The 12783-nt window shown below is 68.2% G+C and carries 10 protein-coding genes; 2 read left to right on the top strand and 8 right to left on the bottom strand.

Features of this window, described 5'->3' with window-relative positions:
* Positions 1-17: 17 nt before the first annotated feature.
* Entirely contained in the window at positions 18-983 is a 966-nt protein-coding gene (locus LSI54_RS01140) for an AraC-like ligand-binding domain-containing protein (RefSeq protein ID WP_241477564.1), read from the bottom strand.
* 184 nt (positions 984-1167) lie between these two features.
* Between LSI54_RS01140 and LSI54_RS01135 the strand changes: the two genes are divergently transcribed.
* On the top strand, positions 1168-2742 hold the full coding sequence (locus LSI54_RS01135) for a GMC family oxidoreductase (protein WP_241477563.1): 1575 nt from the start codon (positions 1168-1170) through the stop codon (positions 2740-2742).
* Positions 2743-2808: 66 nt separating this feature from the next.
* Entirely contained in the window at positions 2809-4212 is a 1404-nt protein-coding gene (locus LSI54_RS01130; protein WP_446740412.1) for an aldehyde dehydrogenase family protein, read from the top strand.
* Between the two features lie 32 nt (positions 4213-4244).
* On the opposite strand, the gene LSI54_RS01125 is transcribed toward LSI54_RS01130, so the two are convergent.
* From LSI54_RS01125 to LSI54_RS01095, 7 genes are all read right to left on the bottom strand, one after another.
* Complete coding sequence (locus LSI54_RS01125; RefSeq protein ID WP_241470205.1) at positions 4245-5555, bottom strand: carboxylesterase family protein; 1311 nt, start codon at positions 5553-5555, stop codon at positions 4245-4247.
* A gap of 218 nt (positions 5556-5773) precedes the next feature.
* Entirely contained in the window at positions 5774-6604 is an 831-nt protein-coding gene (locus tag LSI54_RS01120) for a formylmethanofuran dehydrogenase subunit E family protein (RefSeq protein ID WP_241463773.1), read from the bottom strand.
* Position 6605: 1 nt separating this feature from the next.
* Positions 6606-6962 carry a DsrE family protein gene (locus LSI54_RS01115; RefSeq protein ID WP_241477561.1) on the bottom strand — a complete coding sequence of 119 codons (357 nt, stop codon included), beginning with the start codon at positions 6960-6962 and terminating at the stop codon, positions 6606-6608.
* Positions 6963-7073: 111 nt separating this feature from the next.
* Complete coding sequence (locus LSI54_RS01110; protein WP_241477560.1) at positions 7074-8663, bottom strand: LTA synthase family protein; 1590 nt, start codon at positions 8661-8663, stop codon at positions 7074-7076.
* Positions 8664-8908: 245 nt separating this feature from the next.
* The gene (gene paaZ / locus LSI54_RS01105; RefSeq protein ID WP_241477559.1) at positions 8909-11017 is read right to left on the bottom strand and encodes a phenylacetic acid degradation bifunctional protein PaaZ; all 2109 of its coding nucleotides are present in this window, start codon (positions 11015-11017) and stop codon (positions 8909-8911) included.
* 162 nt (positions 11018-11179) lie between these two features.
* On the bottom strand, positions 11180-12196 hold the full coding sequence (locus LSI54_RS01100; RefSeq protein WP_241463769.1) for an MDR family oxidoreductase: 1017 nt from the start codon (positions 12194-12196) through the stop codon (positions 11180-11182).
* On the bottom strand, positions 12193-12690 hold the full coding sequence (locus tag LSI54_RS01095) for an Lrp/AsnC family transcriptional regulator (protein ID WP_241463768.1): 498 nt from the start codon (positions 12688-12690) through the stop codon (positions 12193-12195). Before LSI54_RS01095 ends, LSI54_RS01100 begins: the two co-directional genes overlap by 4 nt.
* Between the last annotated feature and the right edge of the window lie 93 nt (positions 12691-12783).

Genomic DNA, 12783 nt, shown 5'->3' with positions numbered 1-12783 from the left:
GTCTCCACAGCCGCTGTTCAGCCGCCGGCGACCTCACGTCGGAACGAACCGGGCGAGACTCCGTATTCCTGCTTGAATGCCCGGCTGAAGCTCGATGCCTCCGGATACCCCCAGCGGGCGGCCACCGCGCTGATCGACCGATGCGCCTGGGAGGGGTCCCCGAGTTCCATCCGGCACCGTTCCAACCTGCGCTGACGGACCCAGTCACTGATGGTGGTGCCCTCCTGGGCGAAGATCCCCTGCAGATAACGGACTGACACGTGCAGCGCGCGCGCCACGGCGCCGACGCCGAGTTCGGGGTCCCCCAGGTGGTCGTCGATATGCCTGACCGCCTCCAGATAGACCACATCGCGAGTCGGCACCTCGGCGGCGGGCCGGAACCGGGAGAGCAGCGTCGCCTGGACCAGCTGCAGCACCGCCGAAGCCGCCCGCGGGTCCGGAGCCATCTCACCCTTCTGCAGCTGATCATCAAGGCTGCCCAGCAGCGAGGACGTCAGCGCACCGAGACCGGCGGACCCGGGGATCCGCTGCGCCACCACGGCGCGGGCCTGCTCGGCCGAGAGCCCCAGGTGCTCCACCGCGATCTGCACCACGAACATCCGGTACGCCCCGCCGAAGACAAGGTCATAGGGACGCCGGGTGTCGTAGACGACCAGATCCCCCGGAGACAGCAGCGCCTCCCGGCCGTCCTGCCGGGTGAGCGAGCTGCCCTGAACCTGCAGCGCAAACTTGAAGACCCCGGGATCCCCCGCGGCGATCGCCTGCCGGCTGCGCCGCACGGTGACCGCATCACCACCCACCCCGGCGACGCTGAGCGACCCCAGCGCCAACCCCGTGAGCGCGCCGTTGAACCGGCTCGGCTCCTCGGTGCTGGCATCCAGCGGCACGAACGCGGTGTTCACCGCGTGTCTCCATGCCTCGAAGCGATCCTGAGGCGGCAGCTGGGTGGGATCGAAGGACACCTGTCCCGTCGTCGTGCTCACCGGATGGGCCTCTTGTTCCTCAGCATCGCTCCAGTCTCCCACCCTGTTGTGACGCGCGCCACAACATGTGCACCTGATGCACAGGTCTGTGCGCCTGCGATCAAGGCGGCGCCGTCGTCGGTGACGATGCTGGGAACACTGCCGAAAGAACTGCGCTCCGAGACGCACTGTGATCCAAGGAGAGATGAGCACCGTGAATGAAGCCATGACCACCGACTACGTCGTCATCGGCGCCGGGTCCGCCGGTTCCGTGATCACCCGCAGACTGCTCTACGCCGGACACAGCGTCCACCTGATCGAGGCCGGCGGCCGCGACGAGGACCCCAACATCCACAGTCCCCAGGGCTGGCCGATGCTGATGCAGGGGACCTCGGACTGGGCGCTGACCACGGTGCCGCAGATCCACGCGAACCACCGCAGCATCGCCTGGCCCCGAGGGAAGGTGCTCGGCGGCTCCGGGTCGCTGAACGGCATGATCTACATCCGCGGCCACCGCTCGGACTACGACAAGTGGGCCGCGGCCGGCTGTGAGGGCTGGGGCTGGGACGACGTGCTGCCGCTGTTCAAGCGTTCCGAGGACCATGAGGACGGAGAATCCGAGTTTCACGGCGCCGGCGGGCCGCTGCACGTGGAGAAGATCATGAATCGCCACGCCAGCTCAGAGGCCTTCGTCCAGGCCGCGGGCGCTGTGGGGATCTCCGAGACCCAGGACTTCAACGGCGCACAGATGTCCGGCGCCGGATTCAACCACACCACCACCAAGGACGGGAAGCGGCACAGCCCCTGGCGCGCCTTCATGCATCCGATCCTCGGCCACGAGCGGCTCACCCTCACCACCGATGCGCTGGTGCACCGGATCACCGTGGAAGCCGGTCGCGCCACCGGCGTGGAGTACAGCACCGGGACCGGGACGCACACCGCACATGCCTCGGCGGAGATCGTGCTCTGCGGAGGGGCGATCGGCTCCCCCAGCATCCTGCAGCGCTCCGGCATCGGTGATCCCACCGACCTGCGCCAGGCCGGGATCGACACGGTTCTTCAGCTTCCCGGAGTGGGCAAGAACCTGCACGACCATGTCCTGGCCAGCGTCATCTATGAGGCGCCGGAACCCCTGGCCGAGGGGCGGCACAATCTGCTCGAGGCCCAGCTCTTCGCACACAGTCGGCAGACCGAGGAGGAGGCGCCGGACATCCAGCCGCTCTTCATGCACTTCCCCTACCCCACCGACGGCGGTGCGGTCCCCGCCGCAGGGTTCACCGTCAACGCCGGAATCGTGCGCCCGCTCTCGCGCGGCACGCTGCGGGTGACCAGCACGGACCCTCGGCTCGCTCCGCTGCTGGACCCCAACCTGCTGGCCGAGGAGCATGACCTCGAGGCGCTCTGTGACGCCATCGAACTGTGCCGGGAGATCGGTGCCCAGGACGCGCTCGCCCCCTACCGCAGGGCGGAGTTCAATCCTTCGGCCCCGCTTGAGACCCGCGACCAGGTGCGCGCCCACGCCCGGGCGATGGCCGGCACCTATCACCACCAGGCGGGCACCTGCCGGATGGGCATCGATGACCACTCGGTGGTGGATCCGCAGCTTCGCGTGCGCGGCGTCGCCGGGCTGCGCGTGGCCGACGCCTCGATCATGCCGGCACTGCCCAGCGGCAACACCAACGCCCCCTCGATCATGATCGGCGAGAAGGCGGCTGACCTGCTGCTGGGCCGCAGAGCCGATCTGACCCCAGCACAGCTGACCACAGCCGACCACGGCTGACCTCGGCCACCCTGACGACCAGACGACCAGACGACCTGACGACCTGACGACACCACCAAGGAGAACATCATGACCACCACCACGCTGCTCGAGGAGATCACAACCTCCGAGGGCCAAGAGATCCACGACCCCGCCACCGGTGAGCTCATCGGCCATGCCCCGCTCACCTCCGCCGCAGACCTCGACGACGCCGTCGCCCGTGCCCTGCACGCCCAGGTCTCGTGGGCCGCGACCCCGGACGGGGAACGTCAGGCCGCGCTGCATGCCGCAGCGGACGCGGTGGAGGCCCACGCCGAGGAGCTCGCCCAGCTGCTCTCCCGGGAGCAGGGAAAGCCGCTGAACGGACCCAACGCCCGCTTCGAGGTCGGCGCCTGCGTGGCCTGGCTGCGCACCGCCGCGTCGATCCCGGTGGAGCCCGAGGTGCTCGTCGATGATGAGTCCGGCTATGCGGAGCTGCACTATCGTCCGCTCGGCGTCGTCGGGGCCATCGGTCCGTGGAACTGGCCGATGATGATCTCGATCTGGCAGATCGCGCCGAGCCTGCGAATGGGCAACACCGTGGTGATCAAACCCTCGGAGTACACTCCGCTGAGCGTGCTGGCCCTGGTCAAGGTGCTCAACTCCGCGCTGCCGGCCGATGTGCTGATCGCGGTCCCGGGTGACGGTTCGCTGGGCAGGCAGCTCACCGAGCATGCAGATATCGCGAAGATCATGTTCACCGGCTCGGCGACCACCGGCAAGGCGATCATCAAGACCGCCGCGGACACCATGAAGCGGATGACGATGGAGCTCGGCGGCAACGACGCAGGGATCGTGCTGGACGACGCCGACCCGCAGGCCATCGCCGAGGACCTCTTCTGGGGCGCATTCATCAACACCGGGCAGACCTGCGCGGCGCTGAAGCGGCTCTACGTGCCGGATTCCATCTACGACGAGGTCTGCCATGCGTTGACCGAGGTGGCCGCCAAGATGCCGATGGGCATCGGCCTCGAGGAGCAGAACGTGCTCGGACCGCTGCAGAACGCGAAGCAGCGCGACATCGTCGCCCGGTTGGTCGACGCTGCGAAGGACTCCGGCGCCCGCGTGCTGATCGGGGCAGATCCCAACGAAGACGCCCCGGGCTTCTTCTATCCCGCCACCCTGGTGGCCGACATCGATCCGCAGAACCCGCTGGTGATCGAGGAGCAGTTCGGTCCGGCGCTGCCGATCATCCGCTACACCGATCTGGAGCAGGCGATCGCGTGGGCGAACGGCCTCGAGGTCGGGCTGGGCTCCTCGGTCTGGTCCTCGAACCCCGAACGCGCCACCGAGGTGGCCGCCCGGATCGAGGCGGGCACCACCTGGATCAACAAGCACGGCGCCATCGATCCGCGGGTGCCCTTCGGCGGCGCCAAGCAGTCAGGCTTCGGCCTGGAGTTCGGCCTGCAGGGACTCAAGGAGGTCGCCCAGCCGCATGTGATCAGCCGCTGAGCGCACCGGCCGGGTCTTGCCGTTCGCAACCGTCACACCGGGACGCCGGGGATGCGGCCCCTGGCTGGCAGTTCCGCACCCCGAGCAAACCCGGCCCAGAGCGCCCGGACGGCCTTGCCTGCTTCATCGAGCTCCTCCCAGGACGCTCCCTGCAGCAGCTTCAGCCCTTCGGTGTTCGCCGGAGTTCCGAAGAGCAGCGCCACATCGATCCCGTGTGCCGAGCGATAGAAGTTGTCGGGCGCAGCCCAGTCGAAGATGAAGTAGTGCGATCGGCCTCCGGCACGACGGTGACGCCTGACGAAGGAGCGGATGCCCCTGACGTAGACCTGCCTGGTCGCAAGCCGGCTCAGCAGCGTCGTCGCGCCCGAACCGAGCAGCGGAATCCCGCGAAGCCATTTCACCGGATGCGCGACCGGTATGAACAGCCTCGTCTCGTCTGCGGTGTGCGTGATCATGATGTCGATGTGCGGTGCGACTGCGTCCCAGGCCTGATCGATCTGGGATTCCTCAGGCAGCGGCCAGACTCCGTACTGGGTCCCGAAGGGCATGAGTCCGCGCAGACCGAACGGGGCGGCCGCTGCCCGCGCCTTCTCCTGGACGCGCAGCACCTCCTTGACCGGGGCGTCTGCGGGCAGGGAGGAACCGGCAGCGGCCATGGCTGCCGTCATCTTGTGTCGTCCCCGTGAGATCCCCAGCGGCGGACTCTGCATGATGGCCCGGCGGAAGAGCTCTGAAGCTCTCGGTGTGGCCATCAGATGAGCGATGGCGTCGCCTCCGGCGGACTGGCCGAAGAGGGTGACCCCGTCCGGGTCGCCGCCGAAGGCGCCGATGTTGCGCTGCACCCATTCCAGCGCGCTGAGCTGATCCAGCAGACCGAGGTTGGCAGGCCGACCCTCGCCGCCGAGATATCCGAAGGCTCCGAGACGGTACGTCACGGAGACGACGACGACGCGCTGTTCACTCACCAGGGCACTCGGGTCGTAGATCGGCGCGTCTCCTGCACCTGAGATATAGGACCCGCCGTGGATCCACACCATGACCGGCAGGAGCTCTCCCTGCTGCCGGTTCTCCGGTGTCGTGACCGTGAGATTCTGGCAGTGCTCGTCCTGGGGAAGCCTTCCGGTCTGGCTCCCCATCACCGGTTCCAGTTCTCTGATCCGCCACTGCGGACAGGCCGGTGCTGGATCGAGTGCGGAGTACGGCTCAGACCAGTCATCTACGGGCTGCGGCGGCTGGAATCGCTGGGCCCGTGCGTAGGGAATGCCAGATGCCTTGAGGACCGGCCCGACGCGCTGTCCGATGACCGGGCCGCACGGAGGGGTGAAACGCTGCTCGGATCTCATGCACGGCCCATCTGCTCGACGATATGTCCTCCCAGTGAACCACTGCCTTCTCGCGCTGGGCGTCGGCCTCCGGCTGGGCAGCAGCTCGACGCGGCCGGACTCTCCTCGGTGACGACACGGACCTCATAGCTGATCTCGGTGAACTCAGGCGGGCTGTCCCGCCGGCGGGCCTGGCAGCCCGGACGGCTGTTCGGTGCCCCAGTGGGCGTCGATCGGGATCAGCCGGCCGGCGGTCCCTGAAGATACCGCGCGGCCCAAGGCTCAGGAACGTCTGCGGGAATGCTGGGGCTCGGGAGATCGGTCCGCTCTCCATAGGGACTGCGGAACCGCGAAGACGGCGGAACGTCTCGGTTCGCGACGTCGGTGCGGCGCGCTTCCAAGAGCGGAGCGGGAAGCGCGGCATCGCGGAGTCTACGAACCTTGTAGTGCTCGGACGGTCGACTGGGCAGCAGCGCGGTGCGCACCCAGTTCCATTGCACAGCTTCATTGACCGCCACAAGGTCCGCCTTCTCAGCAATGCTGAGTGTTCCATTCTCGGTGAGCGTGTCGTCGAGCAGGGCCGCTTCCCAATCTGCGATCAACGGCGGAAAGAAGCCGGGCTCCTCTTGCACTTCCCAGGCGTCACCGGTGGAGAGCTGCTTGACCACGAATCGCACCCCGAAGGAATCGTCGAGCAGATGCGTGCCGTACCTGACCCGACCACCGGTCAGGTACGCGGCGATGTCACCCAGGCATGGGCTGTTCTTCGAGACGACCAGAAGGTCGGTGCGGTCGATGACCCCTCCTGGGAATGCGTCGAGGACCAGTGCGGCGAAGGCGTATGCACCCCGAAGCAGCCCGTCACAGGCATGGCCGTGGAAGAGGATCAGATCTGCGAGGGTGACCTTCTTGGCGCGAGATTCGATCCGACCCTGCGCGGACCTGGTATCCAGAACCTGGAACCCCGGCAGCTCGGTCGCTTCTCGCAGCCACGACGGGACTTCCCAGTGCGATTCCTCTCGCTCTTCGTGGGACGCCTCCTCACCTGCGTCATCAATCGGTGTCGTCATGTCAGAAGCTGATCACCGCCGCACCTTCGAGGGCGTAGCGGACAAAGGCGTCGCGTGCGTATTCAAGAGTCACCCCGCGCGAGATGAGCGCCTCGGCCGTACCGACGGCGTTCGCCGCGTTCAGGCAGGCATGCACTTCGACGCCGTCTCGAGTGAGTGCCTCGATCTGGTGCCGGTAGCCTGCTCGGACCGGGTCGTCGCTCTCCTCGGTCAGGGCGGCCTGCGCGGGACCGAAGCAGAAGATCTCGAGCTCCACGCCCTGGCCTTCGGCGACCTGGCGGATCCTCTCCGCTACATGGGAACCAGCCTCGAGTGAACTGTTGTCGTCATGGAACAGGAAGATCACGGTCTTTGCCATGGGGCCATCATCCTCGATCTCACCCGTGATCGCGCCCCTTCCCGACCGGCACCCAGAAACACACCCAGACCTCATTACGCTCGACCGGCCGGGTCAGTCCCTTGCGCCGGGTCAGTCCAGTGTGCTGGGTGAGCCGGGTGTGGCGGCGTCGTCCCACGCCTCGGAGTAGAACTCCGAGGAACGCGACCTCAGCAGCTCGGAATACACCGCCGGGGACAGCGACTGCGCTGAATCCTCTGGCACCTGGGAGGAGAACGCGGACACCCCCACCCCGGCCTGACCATCGGAGAGGGTCAGGCCGGCGACCTCCAGAAGCGTGGGGTACATGCTCAGCTGGTCCACGCCCTTGCGCAGCGTGGCGTCCGCCCCTCCGCCTGGAATCCAGATCCGGTTGAAGATGCTGCGGTCCGGGTGGTCTTCGAGCTGCTCCTGGAAGGCGTCGCCGGTGTTGACCGGCTTGAGGTGGTCGCCCATGATCACCACGGCGGTGTCCTCGAGGTATCCCTGCTCCTCCATGTGTTCCACGAATCCCGCCACCTGCGCCATGGAGCAGGAGAACACTGAGGTGGCCTGGTCCTGCGTGTCCACGTCGCAGTAGTCGAACACGTGGACCGGTTCATGGGTGTCCAGGGTCAGCACTGAGAGGTTGAACGGCGCCCCGGTCCGCACGGAATCCGCATGGAGCTCATCGAGCTCGTCCTTGGCCCGGGCCATCAGGCGCTGGTCACTCAGGCCCCAGTCGCTGCGGAAGCTGCTCGCCGATTCGCCGGCGGCCCGCCAGTCGGCGAGACCCTTGATCTGCGTGTAGCCGTGGCTGGCCAGAAAGTTGTCCTTCTCGGCGAAGGAGGAGCTGGCGCCGCCCAGGAAGACATTGGTGTATCCGTGATCGTCCAAGACATCACCCAGGCAGGTCGTTCCACCCAGGTAGGCCTCATCGCCCTCGCGAAGCTCACCGAGCGCGCCGCTGCTCGCGGCAGAGGTGGCGCCCGCCAGCGGGATGCCGCACTGGGTCGAGGTGAGACCGGACATGGTCCAGCCGCCGCCCTCGTACTGCCGGAGATCTTCCACGCTCTGCCAGCCCGCGTCAGCCGTGGTCACGTCCTTGAGCGGGGCGAACGCATCCTTCTCGAAGAGCGCCTCATCTTCGAGCGTGGCCTCGCCGGCCTCAAGGTAGATCAGCACCACGTTGCGCTTCTGCTCGTCGCCGGTGATGCGCGGCTGAAGGTAGTGGTCGCTGAGGTCGTACTCGGAGTTCCCCGCATTGATGTGGTCAGCGAGGCCCACCGCTGTGGCGAAGGAGGCAGTCCCGAGGACCACTGTTGAAGCGGCCGCCGCACTCGCGACGGCGCGCATCAGCCACGGCGAGCGCCAGGCTCGGTCGTGATCCCCGCGCAACCGGCGTATGCGGCGTCGGAATCGCACCGACAGCGCGATGCCGGCGGTGATCACCAGCGGGAGGACTCCGATGCCCAGGACGCCGACCCAGACCAGGGCTCCACCTCCACCGTCGGTCTCCACGGAGACCAGGTTCAGCAGCACCTGGCCCACGGTGATCTCTCCCCAGAGGAGGCGGATCATGGCTGCGGCGATCAGCAGGGCGAGCCCGATCCAGACCAGCAGAAAGAGCGTGATTCGGCCGAGGATCGCGCCAGACCGCCGGGCCACGTGGGGAATCCGGGCGCGCGCAGGGTCATTTGGCATTGCCGCTGCCACCATGTGCGCCCCTTGCCTGACCTCGAGCCCACTCAGGGGCGATGAAAACTCAGCCCCTTACGCTACGCGCCGTTCCCGAGGAGAGCCTGGAGGTCGGACACGGCAGAGGGCGGAGCCGAGGTTCTCCCCCGGCCCCGCCCCTTCACTGCTCGAGCATGTGCCTGCGTGCGCCTGAGGTCTGCGGGCGTCAGGCGCGCGCAGCCGACGTCAGCTGACGTCAGCCGACGACGGCGTCACACCCACTCGGGCTTGTTCTGCTTCGCCACCCGGGTCAGCACGTCATAGGTCGCGACGATCTCATCGTGCTGGTTGTGCAGCACGGTGTCCCAGCGGACCTCGCCATAGTCGTCGGTCTCGCGCGGGATGATCTGCTTCGCGGTCAGCGTCACGCGGATCGAGTCGTCGTAGGTCACCGGGGTCTGGAAGGAGAGGTTCTCCAGGCCGGTGTTGGCCAGCACCGGCCCCGGAGCCGGCTCCACGAAGAGTCCGGCAGCCCAGGCCACCAGCAGGTACCCGTGGGCCACTCGGCGCGGGAAGAACGGGTTCGCCGTCGCCGCCTCCTCGTTGGTGTGGGCGTAGAAGGTGTCTCCAGTGGACTCGGCGAAGGAGGTGATGTCCTCCAACGCCACGGTGCGCAGCCCCGAGGCGAACTGGTCCCCGATGCGCAGCTCGGTCAGGGATTTGCGGAACGGGTGCACGGCGGTGCCGTCGGCCACCGTCTCAGGGGTCGCGGTGATGGCCTTGGCGCCACGGTGCCAGATCCCGGTCACCCCGGTGAGCAGGTCGGGGGAGCCCTGGACGGCGGTGCGCTGCATGTAGTGCTTGACCGCGCGGATCCCACCGAGCTCCTCGCCGCCGCCGGCCCGTCCGGGGCCGCCGTGGACCAGGTGGGGCAGCGGAGAGCCGTGACCGGTGGAGGTCTTGGCGTCGTCGCGGTCCAGGAAGAGCACGCGCCCATGGTGGGAGGCGATGCCGCGGGTGAACTCGGCGGCGATCTCCGGGTCATGGGTGCAGACGGTGGCGACGAGGGACCCGCCGCCGAGGGCGGCGAGGTCCACGGCGTCGTCGATGTCGGCGTAGCCCAGCACCGAGGTGACCGGACCGAAGGCCTCCACCGAGTGCACCTCAGGGGTGCGGGCCTCGGCGAAGGAGAGCACGGTGGCCGGGAAGTACGCGCCGAGCGCGGCATCGGCCGAGCCGGTGCCGGACTCCGGGCCCCCCACCCGCACTGCGCCGCCGGCGCTGACCAGTGTGTCCACCGCACGGGCGACCTCGTCGCGCTGATCGGTGGAGGCCAGCGGGCCCATCGTGGTGTCGGCGTCACGCGGGTCTCCCAGTACCACGCGGGAGTCCAGCCGCTTCCGCAGCGCCTCGACCACCGGGTCCACCTGGGCCGAGGGCACGATGACGCGGCGGATCGCGGTGCACTTCTGGCCGGTCTTCGCGGTCATCTCCAGGGCCACCGACTTGATGAAGGCGTCGAACTCGACCGTGTCCGGGCCGGCGTCGGGACCCAGGATGGCGGCGTTGAGCGAATCGGTCTCCGCGGTGAAGCGCACACCCTGGTTGGCCATGTTGTCATGGGAGCGCAGCAGCTGCGCGGTGTTCGCCGAGCCGGTGAAGGCCACGTGGTCGCGGTGATCCAGGTGGTCCAGCAGGTCCCGGGCGGAGCCGGAGATCAGCTGCAGCGCACCGGTGGGGATCAGCCCCGAGTCGATCATCAGCCGCACACAGGCCTGGGTGACGTAGGCGGTCTGCGAGGCGGGCTTCACGATGGTGGGCACCCCGGCGATGAAGCTCGGGGCGAACTTCTCCAGCATCCCCCAGACCGGGAAGTTGAAGGCGTTGATCTGCACGGCCACCCCGGTGAGCCGGGTGTAGATGTGCTCGCCGAGGAAGGAGCCGTCGCGGGAGAGCTGCTCCACCTGCCCGTCGACGATGACGTTGGCGTTGGGCAGCTCCTTCCGACCCTTCGAGGAGAAGGTGCGGATGGTGCCGATGCCGCCGTCCACGTCGATCAGGTGGTCACGCCGGGTGGAGCCGGTGCGGTCGGAGAGCTCGTAGAGCTCCTCGCGGTGCTCGTGGAGGTAGGCCGCCAGGTGCTTCAGCCGCAGTGCGCGCTGGTGGATGGTCAGCTGCCCCAGGCTCTCCTGGCCGACCGAGCGGGCGTGGGCGACGGCGGCGGAGGTGTCCAGTCCCTCGGTGGAGACCAGGCAGACCGGCTCAGAGGTGGAGGCGTCAAGGATCTCGCTGACCTTGCTCGGGGCCTCCGGGGTCCACCAGGAGTCCTGGATGTAGCTGGGCAGGAGACGGGGAGCCGCAGATGTGTCAGTGGCAGCCATGGGGTCCTCTCAACGACAGGTAGAACTGACCGAACGGTCGGTAATTGACCCCATCCTAGCCCGGGAGGCGAGAATGTGACACCCCGCACAGAATCCGCCGCGCCACGTCCGCTGCTCCAGCTCAGCTCGCCGACTCAGCTCCCCAGGTTCACCGCTGCAGCTTCATCCCTTCACCTTCACCACCGTGCGGCCGCGGACCTGGCCGGCGAGGATCTGCTCGGCCTGCTCGAAGACCCCGTCCAGCGGGATCTCCTGGGTCATCTCATCGAGCAGCTCCAGGGGCAGGTCGCTGGCCAGTCGGGCCCACGCCTGTGAACGCAGCTCAGGCGACGCGGTCACGGAGTTGATCCCGGCGAGGGTGACCCCGCGCAGGATGAAGGGCATCACGGTGGTGGGCAGGTCGACGCCCTGGGCCAGCCCGCAGCTGGCGACGGTCCCGTCGTCGTCGGTCTGCGAGAGGATGTTCGCCAGGGTGGCCGAGCCGGCGGAGTCGATCCCACCCGCCCAGCGGCGCTTCTGCAGCGCAGACCCTGCCTCGGCGAAGTCCTGGCGGTCCAGCAGCTCGGAGGCGCCGAGGTGGCGCAGATACTCACCCTGCTCATGGACCCGGCCGGTCACCGCGGTGACCTTATAGCCGAGCTGGTTGAGCACCGCGATCGCCACCGAGCCGACCCCTCCAGCCGCCCCGCTGACGACGACGGCGCCCGACTCGGGCCGCACTCCGCCGCGCTCCAGCGCGAGCACCGCGAGCATCGCGGTGAACCCTGCGGTTCCGATCGCCGCGGCCCGCCGTGGGCTCAGCCCCGCGGGGAGTTTGACCAGGTATTTCGCGGAGACCCGGGCTCGCTCGGCCAGGCCGCCGTGGGCCGCCTCGCCGATCCCGCCGCCGGTGAGCACCACGACGTCGCCCGGGCTGAACTGCGGATCGGCGGAGGCGGTGACCTCGCCGACCAGGTCGATGCCCGGGATCAGCGGGGAGGTCCGCGCCACCCCGGGCTTGCCGGCCAGGGCGAGGCCGTCCTTGTAGTTGATCCCGGAGTAGTGGACAGCGATGTCCACCGGGGCGTCTCCCCCGGCGCCGTCGAGGTAGTCCTCGGGAAGGTCCTGCAAGGTCGCCTGGTGATCCTGAACGCGTCCGCGCTCCAGTGTCTGTTCGATCAGGGCTGCTCGAAAGGTCATGAAGGTCTCCTTGGCATCGGGTGCTCGTATTGGGTGTGGTCGTCGAAGATCAGGGCGGTCTGGGAGGACTGTACGCAGGCCAGCGACTGGATCCGCTCGAAGACCACGCGGCGCAGCTCCTCCACGGTGCGGGTGCGCACCAGCAGCACCGCGTCGTACTGTCCGCCGACCAGCGCCAGATGCCGCACCGCGGGCTCATCGGCGAGCGCCCCGCGCAGCACCTCCCAGTCATCCTGCTTCAGGGTGAGAAAGACGTAGGCCGCCGTGGACATCCCGGCCGCCCGAGGATCGATCACCGCGGTATAGCCCTGCAGCACTCCGGCGGCGCGCAGCCGGGAGATCCGCTCATAGGCGTTGGCCCGGGACAGGTGCAGCCCGGAGGCCAGGGCGCTCACCGATTGGCGGGCATCCTGACTCAGCGCATGCAGGATCCGGTGGTCCACGGAGTCCAGCGAGATCTGACCTCTCGCCGCCTCGTCTCGTTCATCGCCCATAGCTCTGGACGATACCAGCCGTGGCGCACCCCACACGAGCAGTTCGTCCAGCCCCGGGGACCCCCGGGCGGACGCCGTCTTGGATGTGTCTGC

The sequence above is a fragment of the Nesterenkonia sp. AY15 genome (assembly GCF_022565855.1).
In the GTDB taxonomy this organism is placed as follows: domain Bacteria; phylum Actinomycetota; class Actinomycetes; order Actinomycetales; family Micrococcaceae; genus Nesterenkonia.
This window is presented reverse-complemented; position numbering and strand designations above follow the sequence as displayed.